The 24,647-nt window shown below is 68.5% G+C and carries 22 protein-coding genes and 1 tRNA gene; 14 read left to right on the plus strand and 9 right to left on the minus strand.

Annotated elements, in window-relative coordinates; translation table 11 throughout:
• Position 1: 1 nt before the first annotated feature.
• On the minus strand, positions 2-748 hold the full coding sequence (locus CH42_RS06570) for a methyltransferase domain-containing protein (RefSeq protein WP_053352410.1): 747 nt from the start codon (positions 746-748) through the stop codon (positions 2-4).
• Positions 745-1,893 (minus strand): type III polyketide synthase, encoded by a 1,149-nt coding sequence (locus tag CH42_RS06575; RefSeq protein ID WP_053352411.1) that lies wholly within the window; start codon positions 1,891-1,893, stop codon positions 745-747. Before CH42_RS06575 ends, CH42_RS06570 begins: the two co-directional genes overlap by 4 nt.
• A gap of 242 nt (positions 1,894-2,135) precedes the next feature.
• Here CH42_RS06575 and CH42_RS06580 point away from each other — a divergent pair, with 242 nt between their 5' ends.
• Entirely contained in the window at positions 2,136-2,555 is a 420-nt protein-coding gene (locus CH42_RS06580; RefSeq protein ID WP_053352458.1) for a DUF4383 domain-containing protein, read from the plus strand.
• Between the two features lie 72 nt (positions 2,556-2,627).
• Positions 2,628-3,110, plus strand: coding sequence for a hypothetical protein (locus tag CH42_RS06585; protein ID WP_053352412.1), 483 nt, complete (start codon positions 2,628-2,630; stop codon positions 3,108-3,110).
• 66 nt (positions 3,111-3,176) lie between these two features.
• Here the strand turns inward: CH42_RS06585 and CH42_RS06590 are convergent, their stop codons facing one another.
• A complete protein-coding gene (locus tag CH42_RS06590) occupies positions 3,177-4,262 on the minus strand; it encodes an NAD-dependent epimerase/dehydratase family protein (RefSeq protein ID WP_053352413.1) in 1,086 nt (361 codons plus the stop codon).
• 151 nt (positions 4,263-4,413) lie between these two features.
• Between CH42_RS06590 and CH42_RS06595 the strand changes: the two genes are divergently transcribed.
• The 3 genes from CH42_RS06595 to CH42_RS06605 all read left to right on the plus strand — a co-directional run bounded on the left by CH42_RS06595 (position 4,414) and on the right by CH42_RS06605 (position 8,092).
• Positions 4,414-4,989 carry a TetR/AcrR family transcriptional regulator gene (locus CH42_RS06595; RefSeq protein ID WP_053352414.1) on the plus strand — a complete coding sequence of 192 codons (576 nt, stop codon included), beginning with the start codon at positions 4,414-4,416 and terminating at the stop codon, positions 4,987-4,989.
• Positions 4,990-5,037: 48 nt separating this feature from the next.
• On the plus strand, positions 5,038-5,325 hold the full coding sequence (locus CH42_RS06600) for an LPXTG cell wall anchor domain-containing protein (RefSeq protein ID WP_053352415.1): 288 nt from the start codon (positions 5,038-5,040) through the stop codon (positions 5,323-5,325).
• Positions 5,326-5,494: 169 nt separating this feature from the next.
• A complete protein-coding gene (locus CH42_RS06605) occupies positions 5,495-8,092 on the plus strand; it encodes a M1 family metallopeptidase (RefSeq protein WP_156322490.1) in 2,598 nt (865 codons plus the stop codon).
• Positions 8,093-8,163: 71 nt separating this feature from the next.
• Here the strand turns inward: CH42_RS06605 and CH42_RS06615 are convergent, their stop codons facing one another.
• A complete protein-coding gene (locus CH42_RS06615) occupies positions 8,164-10,014 on the minus strand; it encodes a 2-isopropylmalate synthase (protein WP_053352417.1) in 1,851 nt (616 codons plus the stop codon).
• Between the two features lie 171 nt (positions 10,015-10,185).
• On the opposite strand from CH42_RS06615, the gene CH42_RS06620 reads away from it, so the two are divergent.
• Both CH42_RS06620 and CH42_RS06625 read left to right on the plus strand, forming a co-directional pair.
• Positions 10,186-10,872, plus strand: a complete 687-nt coding sequence (locus CH42_RS06620) for a FadR/GntR family transcriptional regulator (RefSeq protein WP_053352418.1) — start codon at positions 10,186-10,188, stop codon at positions 10,870-10,872.
• Entirely contained in the window at positions 10,869-11,693 is an 825-nt protein-coding gene (locus tag CH42_RS06625; RefSeq protein WP_239683971.1) for an ABC transporter ATP-binding protein, read from the plus strand. The genes CH42_RS06620 and CH42_RS06625 overlap by 4 nt, the downstream gene beginning before the upstream one ends.
• Here the strand turns inward: CH42_RS06625 and CH42_RS06630 are convergent.
• Together CH42_RS06630 and CH42_RS06635 are read right to left on the minus strand one after the other, a co-directional pair.
• Positions 11,690-12,373, minus strand: a complete 684-nt coding sequence (locus CH42_RS06630) for a GyrI-like domain-containing protein (RefSeq protein WP_053352460.1) — start codon at positions 12,371-12,373, stop codon at positions 11,690-11,692. The two genes, CH42_RS06625 and CH42_RS06630, sit on opposite strands and share 4 nt — an antisense overlap.
• A 26-nt stretch (positions 12,374-12,399) precedes the next feature.
• On the minus strand, positions 12,400-13,554 hold the full coding sequence (locus tag CH42_RS06635; RefSeq protein WP_053352419.1) for a DNA alkylation repair protein: 1,155 nt from the start codon (positions 13,552-13,554) through the stop codon (positions 12,400-12,402).
• A 199-nt stretch (positions 13,555-13,753) separates the two neighbouring features.
• Here CH42_RS06635 and CH42_RS06640 point away from each other — a divergent pair, with 199 nt between their 5' ends.
• Complete coding sequence (locus tag CH42_RS06640; protein ID WP_082309335.1) at positions 13,754-14,941, plus strand: YihY/virulence factor BrkB family protein; 1,188 nt, start codon at positions 13,754-13,756, stop codon at positions 14,939-14,941.
• On the opposite strand, the gene CH42_RS06645 is transcribed toward CH42_RS06640, so the two are convergent.
• The gene (locus tag CH42_RS06645; RefSeq protein ID WP_053352420.1) at positions 14,938-15,384 is read right to left on the minus strand and encodes a YdeI/OmpD-associated family protein; all 447 of its coding nucleotides are present in this window, start codon (positions 15,382-15,384) and stop codon (positions 14,938-14,940) included. The genes CH42_RS06640 and CH42_RS06645 overlap by 4 nt on opposite strands.
• Before the next feature lie 172 nt (positions 15,385-15,556).
• On the opposite strand from CH42_RS06645, the gene CH42_RS06650 reads away from it, so the two are divergent.
• Positions 15,557-16,966, plus strand: coding sequence for a dipeptidase (locus CH42_RS06650; protein WP_053352421.1), 1,410 nt, complete (start codon positions 15,557-15,559; stop codon positions 16,964-16,966).
• 123 nt (positions 16,967-17,089) lie between these two features.
• Here the strand turns inward: CH42_RS06650 and mscL are convergent, their stop codons facing one another.
• Complete coding sequence (gene mscL, locus CH42_RS06655) at positions 17,090-17,548, minus strand: large conductance mechanosensitive channel protein MscL (RefSeq protein ID WP_053352422.1); 459 nt, start codon at positions 17,546-17,548, stop codon at positions 17,090-17,092.
• A gap of 61 nt (positions 17,549-17,609) precedes the next feature.
• Positions 17,610-18,719, minus strand: coding sequence for a DUF4190 domain-containing protein (locus CH42_RS06660; RefSeq protein WP_156322491.1), 1,110 nt, complete (start codon positions 18,717-18,719; stop codon positions 17,610-17,612).
• A gap of 261 nt (positions 18,720-18,980) precedes the next feature.
• Between CH42_RS06660 and guaB1 the strand changes: the two genes are divergently transcribed.
• The 5 genes from guaB1 to CH42_RS06685 all read left to right on the plus strand — a co-directional run bounded on the left by guaB1 (position 18,981) and on the right by CH42_RS06685 (position 24,643).
• Entirely contained in the window at positions 18,981-20,480 is a 1,500-nt protein-coding gene (gene guaB1 / locus CH42_RS06665; protein ID WP_053352424.1) for a GMP reductase, read from the plus strand.
• Between the two features lie 46 nt (positions 20,481-20,526).
• Positions 20,527-21,957: a threonine synthase gene (gene thrC / locus CH42_RS06670; RefSeq protein WP_053352425.1), complete on the plus strand. Its 1,431-nt coding sequence runs from the start codon at positions 20,527-20,529 to the stop codon at positions 21,955-21,957.
• A 59-nt stretch (positions 21,958-22,016) separates the two neighbouring features.
• Positions 22,017-23,183, plus strand: a complete 1,167-nt coding sequence (locus tag CH42_RS06675; RefSeq protein ID WP_053352426.1) for an AI-2E family transporter — start codon at positions 22,017-22,019, stop codon at positions 23,181-23,183.
• Positions 23,184-23,340: 157 nt separating this feature from the next.
• Positions 23,341-23,413 (plus strand) — tRNA-Glu (locus tag CH42_RS06680).
• A 165-nt stretch (positions 23,414-23,578) separates the two neighbouring features.
• Positions 23,579-24,643, plus strand: a complete 1,065-nt coding sequence (locus CH42_RS06685; protein ID WP_053352427.1) for a 3-isopropylmalate dehydrogenase — start codon at positions 23,579-23,581, stop codon at positions 24,641-24,643.
• Positions 24,644-24,647: the final 4 nt, after the last annotated feature.

Raw genomic sequence — 24,647 nt, forward strand, 5'->3', positions numbered from 1 at the left:
TTCACACCCGCGCCGTCTCGCGCCGCGCCATCGCCCGCTTCGGCCGATGCACGGCGAGCAGTCGGAACGGCCCAACGCGCTCCATGAGCCAATCCGCCGGTAATGCTTCCGAGAGCTCAGCGGGCCGGTAGCTCCGCCGAATGCTACGCAGGCCGTCGACGCGCAACAAAGTGCCGGGTGACACCGGTGCCACGCCGATGGAGAATGCGGCATAGGCGAACCGCCCGCGTGCGATGTCGGAGTGCACGGCGAGGCGATCCGCCAGCCGCTCGGAGTCGGCGAGCAGCGCCTCGAGTGCCGGCGACTCGAGGTGGTGCAGCAGATGATTCGAGAGCACCACGTCGAAGCGCGCCCCCGATGCCGCGAGTTCGTCGCTGAAGCACTCCCGGTAGCGCACGCCGTCGAGCGGCGCTGCGGCGCGGGCGACGGCGATGGCACGCGGGTCAGGATCGATGCCCAGGCCGGAGACGCGGTAGCCGTCGCGTCGCGCCCGGCGCACCAGGCGGCGCAGCACATCACCGCCTCCGCAACCGATATCGAGCAGACGCTGCTCCGCCCCGCCCGTGGCGCGCGCAGCCGAGAGCGCGGGGCGGATGTGCGTGCGGTACACCCGACCCCAGCGCGCGACGGCGGAGTTCACGATGCCGAAACGCTCGAGCGTCCGCCGCAATTGCGCCGGCTCGCACTCGGGGTCATCCATGATCTCGCGCAGCTGCGTGTTCCGCCGGTCGAGCTCGGAGAGCTTCATGTCGAGCGCGCCGCCCGCCGGGTGAATCGCGCGGTTTCGACGGTCAGCCCTGGGCCGAAACACAGCCCAGCGATGCTCGCGCCGTCGTGCAGCGCGTCGTCGGCGAGGATGCGCTGCAGAATGAACAGGATCGTTGCGCTCGACATATTGCCGTAGTCGCGCAGCACGCCGCGTGAGATCTGCATCGCCGATTCCGGGAGCTCCAGCCCGCTCTCGACGCGATCGAGCACGCTGCGCCCGCCGGGGTGCACGGCCCACGCGTCGACGCCGTGCGGCTCGGCGCTCTCCACGCCCGCAGCGTCATCGGCGAGCATCGGCCCGACGACGCCGGCGATCTCGCGCCCGATGATGCGCGGCACGTTTGCCGTGAGTCGCATCTCGAACCCGTGGTCGCCGATGGTCCAGTCCATGTCGGCCTCGCCCTCCGACGTGATCGCCGTAGAAAATGCGCCGACCTCGAGCGTGGGCGTCGCTCGGTGGTGCGGGAATGGGTCTGACGCGACCACCGCAGCGCCCGATCCATCGCCGAACACGGCCGAGGCGACGATCTGCTCGGGATCGCGTGACGAGCGGATGTGGAGCGAGCAGAGCTCAGTGCAGACGACGAGGATCACCGAACCTGGCTGGGCGTCGGCAATGCGGGTTGCGGCGCGCAATGCCGGGAACGCCGCAGCGCAGCCCATGAAACCGATGTGGGTACGTTCGGCGCTCGTCGGAATGCCGAGGTCGCGCACGAGCAGGTAGTCGGGGCCCGGTGCGAAGAATCCGGTGCACGACGCCGTGACCACGTGCGTCACGTCGGCTGCGGCAACACCGGCCCGGCCAAGCGCGTCGCGGGCGGCGCGCTCCGAGAGCGGGGGCGCCTCCCGGCGATACACGAGATTCCGCTCGCCGGTCGACGGGGCCCGCAGCACCTCGCGATCCTCCGTGAACAATTCGGCGTGCGAAAACGAGCCGTCATCGTCATCGAGCCCGCCGATGACCGAGTAGCGCGACTCGATCGCCGATTGATCGAAGGCGGCCGCGATGAGTCTGGCGGCGAGCCGATCAACCCCCGGCTGGGCGGCGAAGAAGTCCCGGGCACGGGACTGGGCCAGACGAGCGCGCGGCACTGCGGTGCCGATTCCAAGAATCTGCGTGACCATGGGGCCAACCTAGCCCCGAGCACTGACTTTGCCCAGGCCTTGACGTGGGGTGCACGGGCCGACGAACACTGGCTGGGGGCGGATTGCGGAGAAAGCTGGGAACTTACTGCACGTTCGCGGTGTCCCGCAACCCGCTATCGCTTTGGCTCCGAACGATCAACACTGGGGAAACCAGGTGATGCGCGCGGCGTCGACACGTCAGTCCCACGGCGAACATCACCGCAACAATGAAGGAGAACGTCGTGAAGAACTCACCCAACCGCATTCTCGGAGTGATCTTCGGTGCGGTCTATGTATTGGTCGGTCTGCTGGGCTTTGCCGTGACCGGGGGCGTTGGATTCATCGCTACCGAGGGCGGACTGCTGCTCGGCATCTTCGAGGTCAATCCGCTGCACAACATCGCCCACCTGTTGATCGGTGCCGTGCTGCTGCTCGCCGGTCTCGCGAACGTGCGCGCGGCGAAGGGTGTCAATGGCACCGTCGGTGCGGTCTACCTGCTGCTCGGTATCGTCGGCTTCTTCATCGCGAACACCGCGGCGAATATTCTGGCGCTGAACACGGCTGACCACATTCTCCACCTCGGCAGCGCGTTGGTGCTGCTCGCCGTCGCCTTCGGCGCCGACAAGCAGGTGGCTCCCGCTGCGCCTCGCGCGGCAATCTGATCGTCGCTCCGCTCTGAACGGTGCGGTGCACCACCGCACCGTTCATCACCGTCGAATGATTCGAGGTTTCTGATGATTCGCGCACTGTGGCCGGCTCTGGCATCGTTCGGAGCCGGCCTCGTGTGGTTCGCGACCGCGGCCGGGTCACCCCTCGCCGTCGCGATCCCCGTCGGTGCCCTGGGGGCACTGCATCTCGTATGGGCCTTCGCGGTGCTGCGCGCCGAACGTGTGGTGATGCCTCGCGCTTCAATTGCCGGAGGGCTCATCGGCCTGGTCGCCGCTGCGTTCCTCCTGCTCACCGGGCCTCTGGCGCTCGTGCCGTTTCTCGCGCTCTTCATCTTCCAGTGGTCGATCGCGATCGCCGCGGTGATCGAGGTGCGGCGGGGGAGTGCGGCACGCGATGGGAGTCGCGGAACGCGCCGCGCCGGCGTGTTCGCCCTCGCGCTCGTCGTTCAGGCCATGCTGGTCGCGGCCATTGCGACGCCGGCCCTCGCCGCGAGCGAAGCCGGCGAGTTCGCGGTGCCGCACGGCACGTTCCACCACGGCGGGCACTGACGGGCCGGTGAGGCTCGCGTGCGCCCGGCTCGCTCCGGTGTGCGCCCTCGGTGTGCGTCCTCGGTCTCAGCCGACGGTGACGCCGGGCAGCTGGGCCAGCTGTTCCGTGCGCAGCACTGCGCTCATCGGCACGGCCCCGAGCCGGGGCTGATCAGCCGCCGCGATCGCGGCGTGCGCGGCGATAATGCCCGTCGCCCGGGATTGCCCCGATCCGGTGGCGATGCGGTGCGCTCCAGTCGCGCGGTCGATCGCACGAATCTCCCAGCGCTCATCACCGATATGGGGAGCGCGGGCCGCGAGCGATCGCAGCGCGGGCACCCGCCCGACCAACCCGAGGGCCGCCGTTGCGAGACGGCTGCCCGTCGAGAGGTAGCTGCGAATCGCGGGGGTCGCACCGGGGCGGGGCGGGGTCGCCAGCAGCACATGATCCGGGAAATCGGCCCGCAGGAAGCGGCGCGGCCCGATCGCTGTGGGCAACGTGCGCCTCTCGATGAAGTTCTGCACGGCGTGCGGTTCCGGCGCACCGTAGACCGCGCGACCGGCCAAGCCCGCGGTCCATGCCAGTGCCGCGGGCCCGTGCACCTCGCCGGCACCGAGGGTCACGGCGACGTCGATCTCGGGTGCGCCCGTCGTCGGCGCGGTCGCCCGTGAAACGTCGTGCTTCTCGAGCAGATCGGCGACGAGCGCGGTGCTGAGCCCGGGTGCGATGCCTGCCCCGAGCACCACGGTGGGCCCGGGCTCGGGCTCGGGTGCTGCGGTACTGGGTGCTGCGGTGCGGGCCCCTGCTCTGCTCGCCGTGGCAAGCTCGTGCAGGTATGCGCCCGTCGCCGAGATGTCGACCAGGGGCGTGCCTGCCGTGGCGAGCACGCCGGCGATCTCGGCGCGCTCGATGCCCGAGGCATTGATGACGACGTCGTGCTGCCTCGCTGCCGTACTGAGCGCAGTGAGCCCGTGCGTCGCTCCGAGGTCGATGCGTGCCGCCGGGTCGTCTGCGCGTCGGCTCGCTGCGGTGAAGCGGTGACCGGTGCGGGTGAGTTCCTCAGTGATGGCTCGGCCGACGGCTCCGCTCGCGCCGATGACGAGCGCGGAGACGGTGCGCCGATGGGTGTCGAGGCGTGCGTGATCGACGGATGGGGTGGGGTGCTGAGACACGTGACTGCTGCCTTTCCTGCGCCGCGATCGGGCGCTTCGCTGATCCAAATGATTGTTTGCAAACGGATCGTTGGGAAAACGGTACCTCCCCAACGGTCCGTTTGCAAATGCTCGTTTGCAAATTCAGACGCTCGCTCGGTAGGGTGGGCGCATGGCTTGGGATACGCGGGCGACACAGCGCAAACTGCTTGAGGCGGGGGTGCGCCAGTTCGCGTTGAACGGGTTCGCCGGTACGACCATGGACGCGATCGGGCGCGACTCGGGCGTCAATAAAGAGCGGGTCTACCAATACTTCGGCAGTAAGCGGGCGTTCTTCTCCGCGGTGCTCGCCGACCGTTTGGATCACCTGCTCGACAGCGCCCCGATCGAGGGCAGTGGCCCCGAGGCGGCCGCGAACTACGCGATCGCCCTGTTCGATCGCTATCGCGAGTCGCCCGAGCTCGCCCGGTTGCTCGCTTGGGAGAGCCTGGAGCTTGAGGAGCCCGCGGCTCCGAGCGATCGTCGGCTGTCGTGCGAGGCCCAGGCGGCGTCGCTGGTACGGGCGATCCCGACGCTCGATGATGCTGGTGCCGAGCAATTACTGCTCACGATCGTCACGCTCGTGACGGGCTGGTGGACGCTCGAGCGACTCGCCGAACTCGTGCTCGGGCCCGGCAGCAGCGCCGAAGACCGGCGCGAGGCGCTGCGTCGACAGGTCGCCGTGCTCGCCGAGGCATCGACCGCGTAGGGTGGGGGCAGACCCGCCTGCACGGGGCGCGGCCGAAAGGAGTGCACCATGACTGGCATCGACGAACTGGCACAGACCGGCGGCGCGAGCACGCTCCCGTGGGTCATCACAGCGATCGTCGTCATCGCTCTCGCGGCGGCGCTGCTGATCTTCGGTGCGGTGCGCAAGCGGCGCGCGGCGGCGACCGCCGAGTCGGCTGCCGGATCACCGGGCGCCGTGAGCTCCGCAGGCGGTGCGGTGGATGCTGCGGACCCTCTCGGGTTGCACAGTCCGGCTGATCCGACGACCCCGAGTGATCCGACAGACCCTGCTGACCCGAGCGACCCCACCCGGTAGTCGTCGCTCGCGTCTTCGCTGCATACGCAGTCTTGAGTGCACTCACAGAAACTGTATTGCTGCCGTAACATGCCTTCGCTAGCGTGAGGTCGTGGTCCACTTGGGCCACGACCTCGACCTGACGAGCGCACCGCAGCGCTGCCCTGCGCTCGTCGAGAAAGCGTGACCCATGCAGATCACCTCTCTGTGGCGTGCTCCCCAGCGCGCCCATCTTCGAACGCGGAGGCGTACCCGCGCGATCGCCCTGGCCGCCAGCCTGGCACTGACGGCTCCGCTGGGCCTTGCGCTCGGCACCTCCGCGGTGCAGGCTGCCGAGCCCATTGACGGTGGGCAATCCATCGGCGATTCGCTCTTCACGGGCATCGGCAACACGGGCTATGACGTCAGCCATTACGACGTGCAGTTGCGCTACGTGGCCGATGGGTCCATCACCGCGACCACGACGATCACGGCGCAGGCGCCCGAGGCGCTGCGATCCTTCTCGCTCGACTTCGAGGGACTCACCGTCGATTCGGTGCTGGTCAACGGCAATGCTGCGACGTTCACGCGTACCGAGGATCCGGCGACGAGCGCGTACAAGTTGATCATCACGCCGACGGCACCTGTCGCTGCGGGAGAATTCACCGTCGCGGTGTCGTACTCGGGCACCCCGGTCACGCACACTGACCCCGACGGGTCACCGGAAGGCTGGGTGCCGACATCCGACGGAGCCACTGCGCTCGGCCAGCCGGTCGGCACGATGACCTGGATTCCGAGCAACAACACCCCGGCGGACAAGGCGACGTTCGACTTCGCGATCACGATCCCGACGCAGATCGGCGGCAAGGACGCCGCAGCGGCGAGTAACGGCGAATTGATATCGCGTACTCCGTCGGGTGACGGCAGCGAGACGACGTGGGTGTGGCAGCAGCAGAAGCAGATGGCCACGATGGTCACCATGCTGTCAATCGGCAACTACGACGTGCACGAGTCGTCGGTGACCCTGACCGATGGTCGCGTGATTCCGGAGTGGTCGTTCGTTGATTCGTCGGTGCGGCAGTCGCTGAAAGACACGATTGCGACTCGACGCGGGCAGATCCAGGGGATGATCCAGTTTCTGGAAACAAAGTACGGGCCGTACCCCGGCAACAGCACCGGCCTCGTGTTCGACGTGACGAGTCTCGGGTATGCGCTCGAGACGCAGGATCGCTCGTACTTCGAGGGTAACGTCAGCGTCAGCACACTGGTCCACGAACTCGCGCACCAGTGGTTCGGTGATGAGGTGAGCCCCGCCGACTGGAACAGCATCTGGATCAGCGAGGGCATGGCCACGTACTCGTCGGCGATGTACGCCGAAGAGGTGCAGGGTTCCGCGACCACGACGGCGACCACGTACTACAACTCCTGGAACACGACTGCGGCGACGCACGCACGCTGGGCGACCCCTCCCGGGGCCATGACCGACCCCGCCGATCTGTTCGGGTGGCAGGTCTACAACCGCGGCGCGATGACGTTCGAGGCCCTGAAGCAGGCGCTCACTCCGCCCGTGTACAACGAACTCATCAAGACCTGGATCGCCGACAACGCCGGAACAAGCCAGACGACGACGGAGTTCCGCGCACTCGCCGAAGAACTTTCGGGGCGCGACCTGGGCGGGTTTTTCCAGGACTGGATCTTCGACGCCGACAAGCCGGCCTGGCAGGAAACTCTTGATCTCGCACTCGCGAGTGACCCTGCCGGTGGTGAGGTGCCCGTGGGGTCCGACGTGAGCTATACGCTCACCGCGCTGAACACCGGCAAGGTATCCGCGGTCGGGAGCGTCGTCTCCGTCGATCTGAGCGCGCTTCCCACCGGCGTCGTCGACGCCGCGACGCTGCCGGCCGAGCTCTCGCTCACGGGGGATCACCTGACCTGGACGGTGCCCGAGACCGGGCTGGGGGCGTCGGCTACGGTGTCGTTCGTCGCCCACATCGGCGAGCGGGCACACGGTGCGGCGTTCGAGGTGGCGGCGCGTGCGGACACGCTGGGTGTGACGTGCACCTCGTGCTCGGTCGCGCACTCGACTGCTGCACTTCCCCCGATCACCGAGGACGACCTTACGGAAGAGACTCGCGGCGGGGTCGAACTCCCGGCTACCGCGAACCCGGGGCAGACGATTACGGTGACGCTGCCGAGCGACGCCTACGACGGTGAGACGTTTAGCGGGGTGCTGTTCTCTGACCCGATTGAGCTCGGCAGCGGCCCGGTGGTCGGCAACACCTTCGCGGTGACGATTCCGAGCGATGCGGAACTGCGCAGCCACAAGCTCGCCATTCGGTCTGCGGTCGGCGAGTTGATCGGTTGGGGCGACGTCGAAGTCGCTGCCGCTCCGAGCGCAGTTGATGCTGCTGCGGATGCCGATGGCGGGGCCACCGCCGGAGCGACCGCGAGCGCCACCGCCACGGGAACCGCGGACGCGGGTGCCGGTGCGGATTCGGGAGTGGGTGCCACGGGCGGGGCCACCGGCACCGCAGCTGCAGGCAGTGATGTTGGCGCGGCCGGCTCGGGGGTGGCGGGCTCGGGCACCGCTGGTGCGAACGCCGCGAGCGCTCCCGGCGCGAAGAACGGTCTCTCGGTGACGGGGTCGTCGGGGATGCTGCCCTGGGTGCTCGGGGCAGGTGCCATCGTGGTTCTTGCGGCGGGTGCGCTCCTCGTTGCCGCGGGGCGTCGGCGACGGTCAACCGTGACGGGCGACGCGGCAGGAGTCGATGACCTTCTGGGGTCGGCTTCGGAGAACGCACGACCGTAGCCCTCGGGGTGGGAGCGCCGCGGTTGATGCGACGGCGCTCCCACCTTCCCGAGGTGAGCTCGAGTGCGCGCTTACGCTGCAGCCGCCCGCATCACCGCGGCGGTCGTGGCGGCGAGTATCGAGGTGTCGAGGCCGCCCGCCCAGCGCACGTCGCCATGCGCACCGCGATACTCCACGAGGGTGAGCGCGCGACTGCCGTTGCCCGAGCCGACGCTCGTCTGGTGCAGTGAGAGCACCTCGACCGTGACGCCGTGCTCGGCGAGCGCGGCAGTGAGCGCCTCGACGGGGCCGAGGCCCGGGAAGGTGTGCTGCTTGAGGCGCGGGTCAGTGGGGCCCGAATCATTGCCGCCGGGAACGCGGAGGGTCACCGCGACCTGCGATCCGGAACCTGCATCGGTGCCCGCACCAGAAGGGGAACTGACGTCAGTACCCGACGCACTGCGCACCTCGCACGCGACAAGCTTGATGCCTTGGGTCGCGTCGTCGACGGGCACCGGTGCGATGAACTCTCGCTCCAGTACGCTCCAGAGCTCGTGAGCGGTCGCCTCGACGCCGCTGTGGTCGGTGTGCGCCTGCACCGTCCGCGCCAGCTCGATCTGGAACCGACGGGGCAACTCGATGCCGTACGCCGCCTCGAGCAGGTACGCGATGCCGCCCTTGCCCGACTGGGAATTCACGCGGATCACCGCATCGTAGTTGCGCCCGATGTCGGCCGGGTCGATGGGCAGGTAGGGCACGCGCCACTCGGCCTCGTGCTCGGGGACTCCGGAGGCTGCGGCCCGGGCGCGGTGCTCAGCGAAGCCCTTCTTGATGGCATCCTGGTGGGTGCCGCTGAAGGCCGTGTGCACGAGGTCGCCGACATACGGGTGCCGGGGGTGCACCTCGATGCGGTTGCAGTACTCCACCGTGCGGCGTACCTCGTCGATGTCTGAGAAGTCGATCATCGGGTCGATGCCCTGCGCGTGCAGGTTGAGGGCGAGTGTCGCGATATCGACGTTGCCGGTGCGCTCGCCGTTGCCGAAGATGCACCCTTCGACTCGCTGCGCCCCCGCGAGCACCGCCAGTTCTGCGCACGCGATGCCGGTGCCGCGGTCATTGTGCGGGTGCACCGAGAGGATGACGCCGTCGCGCCGGGCGAGCGTGCGGTGCATGTACTCGATCTGGTCGGCGTACACGTTGGGGGTCGCGATCTCGACGGTGGCGGGAAGGTTCAGGATCACCGGGCGCTCTGGGCGCGCATCCCACAGTTCGGTGATCGCGTCGCAGATCTCGACCACGTAGTCGGGCTCGGTCAGGTTGAAGACCTCGGGGGAGAATTGGAAGCGCACGTTGGGGAGGTGGCCCGCCAGTTCCACCAGGTCGCGGCCGCCATCGAGAATCAGTTCGCGCAGAGCCGTGCGATCCCGACCGAGCACTGTGTCGCGCCAGGCGGGAGCGGTCGCCGTGTACATGTGGATCACGACGTCGTTCGTGATGCCTGCGATGGACGCGACGGTGCGCTCGATCAGGTCGCGTCGCGCGGGGGTGAACACCACGATGGTGACGTTGTCAGGTGCGATATCGGTCTCGGCGATCAGGCGCACGAAGTCGTAGTCGGTTTGCGAGGCCGACGGGTAGCCGACCTCGATCTCGCGGTAGCCCATCCGCACCATGAGCTCGAAGAACCGGCGCTTGCGCTCGGGGTCCATGGGTTCGGCGAGCGCCTGATTGCCGTCGCGCAGGTCGACGGGCACCCAGAGCGGCGCCTCGGTGAGGCGGGCGTCGGGCCAGGCGCGGGTTGCGCTCGGCGCAGGGTGCGGGATCGCCACGCGTGCGAAGGCGTCGCGGTAGCGGTGCGAGGGCATCGCCGAGGGGGTCTGGCGGTTCCAGCGATTTCTGGCCGTCGGCTGCGCGGGGTCAGTGGGGCGAGTGATGAGAGACATGCGGGGCTCCGTTCGGTTCGATCGTGCGGGCCGGCACGAATGCCACCACGACGAGGAGCCGGCCGGGCTAGGTCTCGTCGTGGCGTCGAAGCAGGAGCAGCGTGGTGGGGCGCATGGCGACGAGCGTAGCACAACTCCTCAGACAAGTAGCGGAGTGATAGGCTCAGGTGCATGTCAGCCCCGACCTCCTCCCACGTCGAGCGCCGCGCACCGCTGGCCGACCAGGCCGCCGACCTGCTTCTCGCGCGCATCCGCAGCGGTGAGTGGGAACTGGGGCAGAAGCTCCCGGGTGAGACGACGCTCGCGCCGCAGCTCGGTGTCGGCCGCTCCACAGTCCGCGAAGCCATCCGCCAGCTCGCCGGTCGCGGCCTGCTCGCCACCCGACAGGGCGCCGGCGTCTTTGTCACCGCCCTCGACGCCCGCGAAGACTGGGATGTCGTGCTGCTGCGCGCCGACATCGTCTCCGTCATCGAAGCTCGCAGCGGCATTGAGACCGAGGCCGCCGCGCTCGCCGCAGAGCGGCGCACCGCCGCTGACGTGCGCGCCATCCGAGCCGCGCTCGCCGCTCGCGACGCGCAGCGCGCCGACCTGGAGGCTCATGTCGACGCCGACACCGCACTGCACCGCGCCATCGTCGCCGCGTCGCACAATCCGATCCTGCTCGAACTCTTCGACGGCTTCACCCCGCGCACCCGTCGCGCCATGATCGAGATGCTCCGTATTCGCGGGGTGTTCGGCGGCGATGCGGATCACCGAGCCCACACCGAGCTCGCCGAGGCGGTGGTGTTGCGCGATGCCGATGCCGCGCGCTCGCTCAGTCGCGCCCACCTCGAGGCACTGAAGGAGGCCCTCGCGTGACCCCGCACCCTGCTCCCAACCTGGCACCGCCGGTGCTCGAACTCCGCGACATCGTCTTCCGCCGCAATGGGTCCGACATCCTGCACGGAGTCGATCTCACGGTGCGACGCGGGGAGCGCTGGGCGCTACTCGGGCCGAACGGCGCGGGCAAGAGCACGATCCTCGGATTCTGCGGCGCGCAAACGCATCCGACGTCGGGCAGCGTGGACATCCTCGGGCGCCGCTTAGGTCGGGTCGACCTCTCGGAGCTGCGTCGGTACATCGGGCACGTGAACCCGCGGCACCCGGTGCGGTCGGCGCTGACGGCGCGGGAGGTCGTGCTCACCGGTATCACCGGCACCATCGAGTTGCCGATGCGCTGGGCAGCGTCGACCGACGACATCGCCCGTGCCGATGCGGGGCTCGCGGCGGTGGGGCTCGCGCACCGGCGTGATGCGATCTGGCCGGTCATGTCGCAGGGGGAACGCGGTCGTGCGCTGATTGCTCGGGCCCTGATCGCGCAGCCCGAGCTATTGCTGCTCGACGAACCGACCACGGGCCTCGATGTCGCTGCGCGCGAGCAGTTCCTCGAAACCGTCGACGGGCTCGCGGTGGAGTCGCCCGAACTCACCACGATCTTGGTGACGCACCATCTCGAGGAGCTTCCCGAGACCACCACGCACGCCGTTGCGATCGCGGAGGGTGCGGTCGTCGAGGCGGGCCGGGTCGGCGACGTCGTCACCACCGAGATCATCTCCCGAGCGTTTGCCTACCCCATCGAGGTGACGCACGCCGAAGGCCGCTGGGGTGCGCGGGCAGCACGGGCGGCACGCTCGGCCTAGGCGATGTCGGGCGCGGTCGCTGTGCCGGCATCTTCGACGGGCTGGCGCAGAATCGTGCGCAGCCAGCAGGGTGCGGTGCGCCTCGGATCCGACAGGTAGATCTCGTGATGCGTTCCACGCGGGCGCAGGCCCTGCGACGGCATGAACACGTCGTGCATTTGCGCGAGCACCGGCGCCTCATCGTCGTACGAGCCGACGTGCAGCGTCTGCACGCAGCGGCCCTCCGAGATCGTCTCGAAGCGCACGTCTGCGAGCCGCGCCGGAGCGTCGGGCTTTGCAGCGACCCGCGCCCGAGCGGTCTCGACGAGTGCGGCGTCGATCCAATCGGGCTGCACGATCAGCAGCGTCCAACGCCACTGGCTCTTGTCGCGAGCGGTCGTGAACGAGGCGTAGTCGTCGGCCCACCAGAGACCCTCGAGCGGCATCACGGTGTAATCGCGACCGAGTTCCCGTTTGCTCGCGAACTTCACCGCGTAGGCGAGCGGGTAGAGCGCGGCAACGGCGGCCGCATACGCCGGGTCGACGTTCGGATCGCCGTGCCCGTCGATCATCACGGCCCGCTGGGACGGCACTTCGAGCACCCGAAACTCTCCCGGCTTCGCCCGATACGCATCGAGCTCGCGCTTCAGGTCGCGCTTCGGAATCGCGGGCGGATCGCCTGGCGTCTGTGTATTGGCCATGTGCGCGTCGATCTGGTGTGCTTCGGTCACGAGCGCGCCGCGCCATCCGAGTCGACCAGCTCGAACGCCGCGCGATCCTGCACCACGCCGTTGACCTGCAATGCGACCCACGCCGCGCCCGGATAGTAGCGCCGTGTCGTGAGGGGGCGAAAGGACTGCGCCCCGCTGACGGTCACGGACTCCCCGGGGGCGAGCTCGCGCTGCACGAGCTTGAACACCTTGCGCCGCTCGCCGCCACGCGCATCCGGGAAGCCGAGCACGTAATCGACGATGACGGGAGCGATCGTATCGCCGACGTTCGTGAGCTCGTCCGCGAATCCGATCTCTCCGCCGAGCGGCACCTGCTCCGATGTCAGCACGAGCGGCGCGACCGAGATCTCGACGGCACCGAACCCCAGAAACGCGAGTGCGCCGACATCCCCGCGCTTCACGAGCGTGCGGAGGGCGTGGCGAGCGGTGCGCTCGACGTGCGTGCCGCCGCTCGTGCGCCACGCGGTGACCGCGTCGACCACGTGCGCCGCGTGCGCGCGGCTGTGATCGTTGAGGTGGTTCGCGACGGATCGGCGCACCGACTCCTCGGGGTCGTCGTAGAGCGCGTCGAGGATCGACCGGCTGCGCACCGGGTCGGCGACGAGGGCGGGGATGCGCTCGGCCCAGGGGAGTAGCGGGCGGCTGCCCTCGGAGGCGAGGCGACGCACATTCCAGTCGTCGTGCCGCGTCCACTCGAGTAGTTGGGGCAGCGCGCGATCCAGATCGTGCAGCAGGAGCGGCCGGATGGCGAACTCGGAGGTCATACGCGGGGTGAGTTCGCGCAGCACCGTGAGCGCGTCGTCGAACGCGTGCGCGTCATCACGGGCGACGGCCGTGCGTGCGACGGCGAGCCCCGCGGGCCACAGCATCCAGCCGGTGAATTCGTCATCGGCGAGCGCGTTCCGAGTGAGCGCCGCGATACGCACGGGGTCGCGACCGAAGTCGGCTTCGATGGCGCTCGCGAGCGCTCGTGCGCGTTCGCTGAGCCCGAGTCCGGCGAGCGACTGCGCGGCGGCTGACATCTCCGGGGCTACGGCTGAGGTCGTAGTAGCTGCGCCTCCGGAGCCGGGCTTCCCCGCGTGCGCGGCACCGAGGATCTGCGCGAGCGTCGTGGCCTGGCTCATGCCGAGCAGGTCGTCGGTCATCGACATGGCGGGCTCCGTCTCGCGAGGTGTGGTGGGCCCGAGCGCGAGGCGCCACGGCGACCCACAGGGTACGGCTGGAGTGTACGGTACCCGGTTCGCGTGCGGAAACCCGGTTGTCGCCCCCGCGCGCGCCGGATACCGTCGGCGGTACGGTGAACCGGTCGGCTCGGCAGGGGCCGCAGCCGATCATCAGAAGGGACGCACCATGAGCACGCACGCAGCGCCGAGCCCCTCGGCATCGCCTCCGGCCTCGTCTGCGGCCTCGTCCGCGGCAGGCGCAGCGAGCGACCTCGGCGGGGCTCCGCCCGTCGAAGAGCGCGGGTTCGTTCCGAAGCTCATCGCGCGTGCGCTCCGCCTGCGACTCGTGCGCGCGTTCCTGCGATACAGCGAGCACCGGGGGTCGATGCTCGCCAACAGCATCACCTATCGCGCGCTGTTCAGTGTGTTCGCCGGCATTCTGCTCGGCTTCTCGATCGCCGCGCTCTGGCTGGGGTCGAACCCTGACGCAATGGCGTTGCTGGTTGACACCCTCGATCGCGTCATCCCCGGCATCGGCGGTCTCGTCAACACGACCGAGATCGCGCCCGTCGGGTTCACGATCGCCGGCATCATCTCGCTACTCGGTCTCGTCGGGGCCGCGATCAGCGCTATCGGCAGCCTGCGCACGGCGCTCCGCACGCTGGCCGACGAGATCCACGACGATGTCTTCGTGGTGTGGGGGATCCTGCGCAACCTGCTCGTCGCGGTCGTCTTCGGCGGTCTGCTCGCGGGCGCCGCGGTGTTGAGCGTCGTCGGGTCCGTCGGCATCTCGGCGGTGCTGTCGTGGATCGGGATCGGCGACGGACCCGTCGCAGAGACGGTGACGCGCATCTTCGGCGTGCTCATCGTCTTCGTCATCGACACGATCGCGATCGCGCTCGTGTTCCGCGTGCTCTCGGGCGTGCGCGCACCGGCGCGAGCGCTGTGGAGCGGGGCGGTCATCGGCGGCGTCGGCCTCGTCGTGCTGCAAGAGCTTTCGGGCCTCTTCGTGCGCGGCGCGACGTCGAACCCGCTGCTCGGTTCGTTCGCGGCACTCATTGCACTGCTCCTCTGGATCAATCTGTCGGTGCAGGTGATCCTCATCGCCAGCAGCGTCATCATCACGGCCACCGCTGAAGATCGCGATCGCGTGCGCGAGAAGTTCGGCGCCGAGACGCTCGCGCAGCACCGGCGTCGCCGTGCCGAGGAGCTCGTGCAGGCCGCGACCCGAGAACTGCGCGACGCCCAAGACGCGGAGCAGCAGGAGCTCGCGAAGGCGGCGCGCTCCGCCGCGGCCTCAGAAGCCGGAGCCGACGCAGTGGACGCTTCCGGAAAAGTTGGCGCCGACCCGAACCGCGAGCCGGATTCGCGTTAAGCCGCGTCGCCTCCGAGCTTCGCGATCACCGCGGCGACCCGGCGCTCACGGGTCTCGGCGCGCTTCGTCTCGGTCACCGAGCGTGCGTGCTCCTTGCGGTGGGTGAACGCGAGCGCATCGAACGCACCGCGGAGGCCGGCGCCCTCGAGCGCCGTCGCGAGATCCTCGGGTACCTCCACCTCGCGCTCCGCGGTGTCGAGCTCGATCGTCGCCGACACCGCGTCGCCGATCTCGACGCCGAGCTCCGCGCGCGCGGCCTTCGACAGGCCGATCAGGTTGCGCCCGCCCATGCGTCCGAGCCGCAACCTGGCGGTGCGATCCGCGATGGTGACGCGCACGGCGGCACGACCCCCGCCGCCCAGCGCCTCGACCTGGGCGTCCGTGAGTTCGATGGCCGTTGCCGGGCCCTGTGCTTCGAGCACGGTGTCGATCTGGAGTGTCATGGCGTCATGCTACTGCGGGCAGGTGAGGCGTGGGCGAGATTCTGCATCAGCGGGAAAGGCAGGGAACTCGTGGGTCGGTGACCTCGGGGATAGGCTGGATTCGCGGCCCGAATCGACGGGTCATCGCATCGATATCCCATCGCGGGCGACCCCCGCGGGAAGGCAGGCGCACATGACCGACCAGCAGCAGTCCACCTTCGAGGCGGCCATTCGCGCCGCGGCGACGGCGGGGCACGAGCGTACGCTCGACGACTTGCAGCGCCTCGTGCGCATTCCGTCCGTCTCCTGGCCGGCGTTCGACCCGGCGCACGTCGCGGCGAGCGCCGAGGCCATCGCCGAACTGCTGCGCGAGGTCGGTGTCTTCGACGTCGTCGACGTCCGTCGCGCGCCGATCGAGGGCGGCACCGAGCTCGGTCATCCCGCCGTTGTGGCGCGGCGCGAGGCAAAGAACGGCCGCCCGACCGTGCTGCTGTACGCGCACCACGACGTGCAGCCCCCGGGCAAAGACGCCGATTGGGAGTCCCCGGCATTCGAACCGACCTTCCGCAACGGCCGTCTCTACGGTCGCGGTGCCGCCGACGACAAGGCCGGCGTGATGGCGCACATCGGCGCGATCCGGGCCCTCGCCGCTGCTGCGGAAGCCGAGGGTCGCGAGCTCGACCTCGGCATCGCCTTGTTCATCGAGGGCGAAGAAGAGTGGGCGTCGCAGTCATTCGGCAACTTCCTGCGCGAGAACCGCGATCTGCTCGCCGCCGACGCGATCATTGTCGCCGACTCGAGCAACTGGGACGAGGTGACGCCCGCGCTCACCGTCGCGCTGCGCGGCGCCGTCGCGTTCAACGTGCGCATCGAGACCCTCGACCGCGCCTCGCACTCCGGCATGTTCGGTGGCGCAGTGCCCGATGCAATGCTCGCGGCGGTGCGCCTGCTCGACACGCTGTGGGACGCGGATGGCGCGGTTGCCGTCGAGGGGCTCGGCTCCTCGGAACTCGACGTGCCGGCGTACGACGAGGATCGCCTGCGCCTCGAGACCGGACTGCTCGAGGGCGTGAGCCCCATCGGTCGCGGGGAGATCCTCTCTCGCCTTTGGGCGCAGCCCGCGATCTCGATCACCGGCATCGACGTGCCCGACGTCGCCAACGCGTCGAACACGCTGATTCCGAGTGTGCGGGTGCGCATCAGCGCCCGCATCGCGCCGGGGCAGGATCCGAGCGCGGCGTACACCGCGCTCACCCAGCACCTCGAGCAGCGCGCGCCGTTCGGTGCGAAGCTCACCTTCGAAGATCCGGGGCTCGGCCAAGCCTTCCAGGTCGACACCAGTGGCTGGGCCGTCGCCGACGTGCGCGGCGCGATGGCTGACGCCTGGGAGCGCGAGCCCGTCGACATCGGTGTCGGCGGGTCGATCCCGTTCATCGCCGAGCTCGTCGAGGAGTTCCCGGCCGCGCAGATCCTGGTGACTGGCGTCGAAGACCCCGACGGCCGTGCGCACAGCCCGAACGAGTCGCTGCACCTCGAGTCGTTCCGCAAGGCGCTGCTGACCGAGGCACTGTTCCTCGCCCGGGTGAACGTGCACGACGCCTGACGGCTTAGCCCTGCGACTGGGGCGCCCGTCGCCCCGGCTCATACGCGAAATCGGTGTCACTTTCTGTGCGAAAGATGTTTCAGTTCGCGCAGAAAGTGACACCGATTCACGGTGCGGTGCAGCTCAGTGCTTGTGCGCTGGGCCTCCGGTTGCCTCATCGGCGTTTGTTGCCGGAGCGGCGGCCGGAGCCTGCGTCTGTCCCTCCGCCTGAGCCTTGAGCAGATCGCGGATCTCGCCGAGCAGGTCGACGTCGCTCGGGCCGGTCGGCGCCTCGGGCACCTTCGGGCGCAGCTTGTTCATCGGCAGCACGAACACGAAGTACACCACCGCGGCGACGATCACGAAGTTCAGGATCGCGCCGATCACCGCGCCGAACGCGATCTCACCCCCGTTGGGGCCGGGGAGGCCGACCTTGAGTGCTCCATCGAGCGTGTCCGCTTGGAACGCCGCACCGATGATCGGGTTGATCAGCGAATCGACCACCTTCTGCACGACCGCGTTGAATGCGGCGCCGATGACCACGGCGACCGCGAGCTCGATCACGTTGCCGCGCAGAATGAAGTCTCTGAATCCCTTGAACATGTGGGGTCCTTTCGTTCGTTAATGAGTGGCGGCCTGTACCTGCAGGCTGCCGACGTGCGGCTTAGTAGCAGCTCACTCCATCGTTGGTGACCGCCTCGGCGAACGCCTCGCCGTCGCCCGAAGTGGCTCCCGCATCGATGCCGTTCGTCGTGATCTCGAGGTAGCGCTCATAGACCGCCTGGTTCGGGCTGTCGATCGTCGCGAGCTTCTCGAGCGCGCTGATCCAACCGGGGCGAGCGTCCTCGGTCACGGGTGCTGACACGAAGTCGTTGAAGGCCGCGCAGAACTCGGGCGAACGCTCACCCGCTTCGATGCCGAGCTCGGAGTAGTACTCGTCAAGGCCATCGGCGGCACCGTCGGACGCGCCGTTCGACGCGCCTTCCGAGGCCGCGTTCGCCGAGATATCCGCGGCGGCGCTGGCGGCCGCGTCCGACGCGACGTCGGCGGTGAATCCATCGCTGCCGTCGGTCGGCAGCGAGCTCGAGTAGTCTTCCAGATCGCTGAGGGCGGAGTTCGTCGAGTTGACGGCAGCGCCGATGAAGAACACCCAGAAGATGATCCCGGCGACGGCGATGAGCGTGGCGATGCCGCCCGTGATGATGCCGGTGATCGACATGCCCTTAGACTGCGCCTTCTTGATGGCGAGGATGCCGAGCACGACGGCGGTGATGCCGCCGAGAATGCCGATGGCGTTTCCGATGAAGGGAACGAAGCAGAACAGCAGGCTCACGATACCGACGATGAGCGCGGAGATCGCGAGCCCCATCTTCTTCGGCGCCGGGTACCCGCCTGCGGCGTAGGCAGGCTGCGGGTACTGCAGGTTCGGCGGCACGGGCGGTGCGTCCGCGGCGGGCGGCACCGCACCGTAGGTCTGCTGAGGCTGAGGTGCGCCGGTGGGCGTCACCGGTGCGCCGGGGCCGGGCTGGCCGTACGTCGGAGACTGCGGAGGCACAACGCCCTGAGCCGCGGCCGGAGCCGGGGGAGCGGTGGGCTCAAACGCGGGGGAGGCCGGCGGCGGCACCGGTGCGCCCGGCACGAAGTCGGTCGGCAGCTTCGACGTGGGCTGCGGCTCCGAAATGTTCGGAGGCAGTAGTGGCGTTGTCGGCTGCGCGTCGTTGGCGTCGCTCGGCCGCGATGCGTTCGAGTCGCTCGGCAGATTGGGATCGGACATGAGCGTCATGCTCCTTCTGAGTTGATCGGCTTCCCCTGGGCCGATCCACCGCGTCAACAGACGTGCGGGACCCCGGTTCGCGCAGCTGTTTCCCCGCTGCACGGAAATAATTCTAGACGCAGTCCTGCCCGAACAGTGGTGATCCTGTGGATGAGCCCAGTGGGAGGCATCGGTGCTCGAGCACGCCGCTTTCGCGAATGTACTGAGCGAAATTCCAGTGCTCCGGGGTGCCGCACGACTCCATGGCCTAGCGTGGAGCACATGGAGTTCCTCGGAGCATTACCCACGGTCGATCTCACCTACTCGGATGTCTTCCTGGTGCCCCGGCACTCGGACGTGCGCAGCCGACTCGACGTCTCGCTCGCACCGGGCGATGGCACGCCGGCCACGATTCCGCTGGTGGCAGCGAATATGAACTCGGTCACCGGGCCTCGCCTCGCGGCAGTGCTCGCGCGTCGCGGTGGTCTGGCCGTATTGCCGCAAGACCTGTCGCTGCAGCAGACCACCCGGGCGATCGCGCAGGTGAAGGCAGCGCCGGTGTCCGTCGATGCGCCAATCGTGCTCGCTCCCGACGCGACGGCCGCCGACGCACTGAGATGGATCCCGCGCGCCGAGGGGCAGTCAGTCGTCGTGGCCGATGCGCCCGTTCACGCCGAAGGCGGATTCGGTGGGGCGATCCCGATCGGCAGCGTGCGGGGCACCCTGAGCGCGAGCCGACTCGCGTCGGTGCCCGCTGATGCGCGTCTCGGTGATCTGCTGCACGCGCAGACCGTCACCCTCGACGAATCAGAACTGGGCAACGCCCGGGCAGCCTTCGACGCCGTGGACGCCGCGCTGGCCGCAAATCCTGGTGGCGCCGCCGACCTTGTGTGCGTCGTGCGCGACGGAATGCTGCTCGGCACGCTGTCGCGTCGTTCGGCCCTGCGGGCGTCGATCTACGGCCCCGCTCTCGACCGCGACGGCCGTCTCGCGGTCGCGGCGGCGGTGGGCATTAACGGCGACGCAGCATCGAAGGCCCGCGCGCTCGCCGATGCGGGCGCCGATGTGCTCGTCGTCGATACCGCGCACGGGCACCAGAGCGGAATGCTGCGCGCGCTGGATGCGATCGCCGCGCTCGACCTGGGCCTCCCGATCGTCGCGGGCAACATCGTGACGGCCGAGGGTGTGCACGATCTCGTGAACGCGGGCGCGACGATTCTGAAGGTCGGCGTCGGGCCGGGCGCCATGTGCACGACGCGCATGATGACCGCAGTCGGGCGGCCCCAGTTCTCGGCGGTGCTCGAATCCGCTCAGGCGGCCCGAGAGCTCGGCGCGCACGTGTGGGCCGACGGAGGGGTGCGGTACCCGCGTGACGTCGCCCTTGCCCTGGCCGCCGGAGCCGCGTCGATCATGATCGGATCGTGGTTCGCCGGCACCGCGGAATCACCCGGAGAGATGCACGCCGATGCAGACGGCCGCCAGTACAAGGAATCGTGGGGCATGGCATCGACGAAGGCGGTGCAGGGGCGCTTCGGCGGTCTCGACGCCTACGACCTCGCGCGCAAAGAACTCTTCGCCGAGGGCATCTCGTCGTCGAAGATCTATCTGGACCCGCAGCGTCCGAGCGTCGAAGATCTCGTCGACATGATCACCTCGGGGGTGCGCTCCTCGTTCACCTACGCGGGCGCGGGCACGGTCGCCGAGTTCCACGTGCGCGCCCGAGTCGGGCTGCAGTCGGCTGCCGGCTACGAGGAGGGGAAGGCCCTGCCCGTCTCCTGGTGACGGTGCGACCCATAGACTGGTGTTTCTACGACCGTAAGGAGCATCGGTGAAGTACATCTCGACCCGCGGCGGCATGGAGCCGGCACCGTACAGCGCGATCCTGCTTGAGGGGCTCGCGACAGATGGCGGTCTCGTCGTTCCGGAGACGCTGCCGAAGGTGACCGCGGCCGAGATCGAGTCATGGCGCTCGTTGAGCTACCCCGAGCTCGCCGCTGAGATTTTGAGCCGGTTCGCCACCGATATTCCTCGAGCAGATCTCGATGAGATGATGCGCGCGGCCTACAGCGCTGAGAAGTTCGTCTCCGAGCAGATCGTTCCGCTCACGAAGCTCGATGATGAGATCACTCTGGTCGGCCTCTCCGAAGGGCCGACGCTGGCGTTCAAAGACATGGCGATGCAGTTCCTCGGTCAGTCACTCGAGTACGTGCTCGCGCGCAGCGATCGCGCGCTCAACATCATCGGCGCGACCTCGGGCGATACCGGGTCGGCCGCGGAGTACGCCCTCCGCGGCAAAGAGGGCATCGCCGTCTTCATGCTGTCTCCCCAGGGGCGCATGAGCGACTTCCAGCGTGCGCAGATGTACTCGCTCGACGATGCGAACATCCACAACATCGCTGTCGAGGGCGTCTTCGACGACTGCCAGAATCTCGTTAAGGCGCTCTCAGGAGATCTCGACTTCAAGCGCACGCACGAGCTCGGCACGGTCAACTCCATCAACTTGGGCCGCATCAGCGCGCAGCTCGTCTACTACTTCTGGGCGTGGCTGCGCGCGAGCGACGCGGTTGCCGCGGCCGATCGCGCGTCGTTCGAGGTCTCGGTCACGGTGCCGTCGGGCAACTTCGGGAACATCCTGTCGGGGCACCTGGCCAAGTCCATGGGCCTGCCCCTGCGCCGGCTCGTCCTCGCCGCCAACGAGAACAATGTGCTCGACGAGTTCTTCCGCTCCGGGGTCTACGCACCGCGCAGTGCAGCCGATACGCATGCGACGTCGAGCCCGTCCATGGATATCTCGAAGGCGTCAAATCTCGAGCGCTTCATCTTCGATCTGCTCGGACGCGACGCCGAGCGCTTGGCAGCGGCCTGGCGCGAACTCGACGAGACGGGGCGCATCGACCTCACCGCCGAACTGCCGCGCTTCGAAGCCGAGTTCGGGCTGCAGAGCGGCACGAGCACCCATGCGGATCGCGTCGACACCATTCGCTCGGTCTTCGCGGGCAGCGGCATCTTGATTGACCCGCACACGGCCGACGGCGTTAAGGTCGCGCGTGAGCATCTCGAAGCCGGAGTGCCCATGCTGGTGCTCGAAACGGCGAAACCCGAGAAGTTCCCCGACATCGTCTTCGAGGCGACCGGTCAGCGTCTCGGTATGCCGGAGCACCTCGCAGGGCTGCTTGAGCTGCCGCAGCGCGTCACGGAGATGGCTGACGATGCCGCTGAGCTTCGTGCTTTCATCGCGGCGCGCGCCGTGCAGCGCTAAGCGCAAGACCCGCCGGGTCGGCGGGTGCAAGACAACTCGATCGACGAAGGGGAGTGCACATGTTCGGCTGGGGTGCGAAACGCGAGATCGAGGATCGACTGACGCGTTTGGAGTACGGTGAGGCCGCCGAGCGGCCAGCGCCGCGTTCCGTGAAACACACATGGAGCGACGGCTTCGGCCTGATGGCCACGCGATCGCTGCAGATCATCATTGTGCTGCTGCTCACTGCCGCGGTGATCTGGGGAATGCGCTCGCTCACCACGGTGGTCATCCCCATCCTGCTCGCGCTGATCTTCGCGAGCACGTTCTCGCCGGTCACCGCGTGGTTGCGTCGACGTCGGGTTCCCGGTGCGCTTGCGGCCGCCATCGTGCTGCTTGGAATTGTCGTGATGCTGACGGGCATCGGCTGGCTCATCGTCTGGGCCGTGCGCGACCAGTGGGATGATCTGTCGTCGCAGGCGCAAGACGGTTTCGCGCAGGTTGTCGACTGGTCGAAGACGCTGCCGTTCCTTCCTGATCAATCCCAGCTGCATGAGTGGGGCGACCAGATCACCGACTTCCTGACGAGCGCGCAGTTCGGATCCGGGGCACTCGCCGGTGTGGGGGCCGTGACCAGCTTCATCACCGGTCTCGTGCTCATGGTCGTCGTGCTCTTCTTCTTCCTCAAGGACGGCCCCAGTATCTGGCGCTTCCTGCTGCGACCCTTCCAGGGAGAGGGCCTGCGCCGCGCGGAGCGCGCGGGGGCGAAGACGGTCGAGACCCTGGGCTCCTACGTGCGCGGCACGGCCGCGGTCGCCGCCGTCGATGCGCTCGGCATCGGGCTCGGCCTGGTGATCCTGCAGGTGCCGCTCGCGCTGCCGCTCGCCGTACTCGTCTTTGTGCTCGCATTCATCCCGATCGTCGGTGCGACCGTCGCGGGCATCCTCGCAGCCCTGGTCGCACTCGTGGCGAACGGCCCGGTGAATGCGATCATCGTCGTCGGCGTCGTGATTCTAGTGAACCAGCTCGAGGGCAACTTCCTGCAGCCCGTGCTGATGGGGCGCGCGCTCAAGCTGCACTCCCTGGTGATTCTGCTGGCGTTGACCATCGGCACGGTACTCAGCGGAATCCTCGGCGCGATCCTCGCAGTGCCTATCGCCGCAGTTGCGTGGGGAGTCGTCAAGGTGTGGGATGGTCCGGACACGCCAGCGAAGTGGGCCCGCCCGCATCGCACCGCTGATTTCTGACCTGCGTGATTCCGGGGAGCGCGCGCGACGCGTTCCCCGGAATCATGCGGGACACACCCGGGCGACGGGCCCCGATTTGGCTCAGTGGCCTGGCGTGTGTTTATATATATGAGTTGCCAGCGCGGCGGGGAAGCCCGAAGAGCTGGGAATCACGTTCGGCCCCATCGTATAGCGGCCTAGTACGCTGCCCTCTCACGGCGGTAACGCGGGTTCGAATCCCGCTGGGGTCACCGAACGCAGAAGCCTCACCTTCGGGTGGGGCTTCTGCTGTTTCTGGCACTGTTCGGTGCCGAGCGCAGGCTGCGCCACTGTCGTGCAGCAGCGGGGCGCAGTCGAATCGTGTGTGAATCTCGGCAGTATGCTGGAGGGGTTCGCACGCAACGAAGGAGCGCCACGTGACCCGTACCATCAAGCTCGCAGTCATTCCGGGTGACGGGATCGGCCCCGAGGTCATCGCCGAGGCGAATCGGGTGCTCGATGCGGTGCTCGACGGCGGCGATGTGGTGCTCGATCGCACGGAGTTCCGACTCGGCGCCGACCGCTTTCTCGAGACGGGCGACACGCTGCCCGAGGCCGAGCAGGCGGCGATCGCCGAGCACGATGCGATCCTGTTCGGCGCTGTCGGGGGAGTGCCGGGTGACCCTCGCCTGCGCGATGCGAATATCGAGCGCGGGCTGCTGCTGAAGCTGCGCTTCGACTTCGAGCACTACGCCAATGTGCGGCCCTGCACGCTGTTCCCCGGTGTCGAATCCAAGCTTGCGGCACCGGGAGACGTTGACTTCGTCGTGGTCCGCGAGGGCACTGAGGGGCCGTATGCCGGCAATGGTGGGCGTCTGCGCCCGGGCACCCACGCTGAGGTCGCTACCGAAGTCTCGGTCAACACCGCGTTCGGCATCGAGCGCGTCGTGCGCTACGCATTCGAAACGGCTCTGACGCGCCCGCGCAAGAAGCTCACCTGGGTACACAAGACCAATGTGCTCGTGCACGCCGGTGCCACCTGGCAGCGCATCGTGCAGTCGGTCGCCGCCGAGTACCCCGACATCGCAGTCGATTACATGCACGTCGACGCGGCCACCATCTTCATGGTGCAAGATCCGTCGCGTTTCGACGTCATTGTCACTGATAACCTGTTCGGAGATATCCTCACGGACCTGGCCGGCGCTATCGGCGGCGGCATCGGGCTCGCGGCCTCCGGCAACATCAATCCCGACGGCACGTTCCCGAGTATGTTCGAGCCGGTGCACGGCTCTGCACCCGACATCGCGGGGCAGCAGCAGGCAGACCCGACCGCGGCGATCCTCTCCGCGGGTCTCATGCTCGATCATCTGGGGCTCGTCACCGATGGCGATCGCATCCGCGACGCCGTCCGTGCCGACCTCGCCTCTCGAAGTGCCGGTGCACGCCGCACCTCCGAGATCGGCGACGCCGTGATCGCACAGCTTCCGCAGCGCGGGGCCTGACCCC

The organism is Leucobacter musarum subsp. musarum, from assembly GCF_001273845.1.
GTDB classification, from domain to species: domain Bacteria; phylum Actinomycetota; class Actinomycetes; order Actinomycetales; family Microbacteriaceae; genus Leucobacter; species Leucobacter musarum.

Coding starts and splice junctions, on each gene's coding strand:
- CH42_RS06635 (WP_053352419.1), bottom strand. CDS start 13,554: ATGTCGATGACCGACGACCTGCTCGGCATGAGCCAGGCCACGACGCTC.
- CH42_RS06645 (WP_053352420.1), bottom strand. CDS start 15,384: ATGACACTCCAGATCGACACCGTGCTCGAAGCACAGGGCCCGGCAACG.
- CH42_RS06650 (WP_053352421.1), top strand. CDS start 15,557: ATGACCGACCAGCAGCAGTCCACCTTCGAGGCGGCCATTCGCGCCGCG.
- CH42_RS06605 (WP_156322490.1), top strand. CDS start 5,495: ATGCAGATCACCTCTCTGTGGCGTGCTCCCCAGCGCGCCCATCTTCGA.
- CH42_RS06615 (WP_053352417.1), bottom strand. CDS start 10,014: ATGTCTCTCATCACTCGCCCCACTGACCCCGCGCAGCCGACGGCCAGA.
- CH42_RS06640 (WP_082309335.1), top strand. CDS start 13,754: ATGAGCACGCACGCAGCGCCGAGCCCCTCGGCATCGCCTCCGGCCTCG.
- mscL (WP_053352422.1), bottom strand. CDS start 17,548: ATGTTCAAGGGATTCAGAGACTTCATTCTGCGCGGCAACGTGATCGAG.
- CH42_RS06585 (WP_053352412.1), top strand. CDS start 2,628: ATGATTCGCGCACTGTGGCCGGCTCTGGCATCGTTCGGAGCCGGCCTC.
- guaB1 (WP_053352424.1), top strand. CDS start 18,981: ATGGAGTTCCTCGGAGCATTACCCACGGTCGATCTCACCTACTCGGAT.
- CH42_RS06595 (WP_053352414.1), top strand. CDS start 4,414: ATGGCTTGGGATACGCGGGCGACACAGCGCAAACTGCTTGAGGCGGGG.
- CH42_RS06620 (WP_053352418.1), top strand. CDS start 10,186: ATGTCAGCCCCGACCTCCTCCCACGTCGAGCGCCGCGCACCGCTGGCC.
- CH42_RS06630 (WP_053352460.1), bottom strand. CDS start 12,373: ATGGCCAATACACAGACGCCAGGCGATCCGCCCGCGATTCCGAAGCGC.
- CH42_RS06660 (WP_156322491.1), bottom strand. CDS start 18,719: ATGTCCGATCCCAATCTGCCGAGCGACTCGAACGCATCGCGGCCGAGC.
- CH42_RS06570 (WP_053352410.1), bottom strand. CDS start 748: ATGAAGCTCTCCGAGCTCGACCGGCGGAACACGCAGCTGCGCGAGATC.
- CH42_RS06575 (WP_053352411.1), bottom strand. CDS start 1,893: ATGGTCACGCAGATTCTTGGAATCGGCACCGCAGTGCCGCGCGCTCGT.
- CH42_RS06600 (WP_053352415.1), top strand. CDS start 5,038: ATGACTGGCATCGACGAACTGGCACAGACCGGCGGCGCGAGCACGCTC.
- CH42_RS06675 (WP_053352426.1), top strand. CDS start 22,017: ATGTTCGGCTGGGGTGCGAAACGCGAGATCGAGGATCGACTGACGCGT.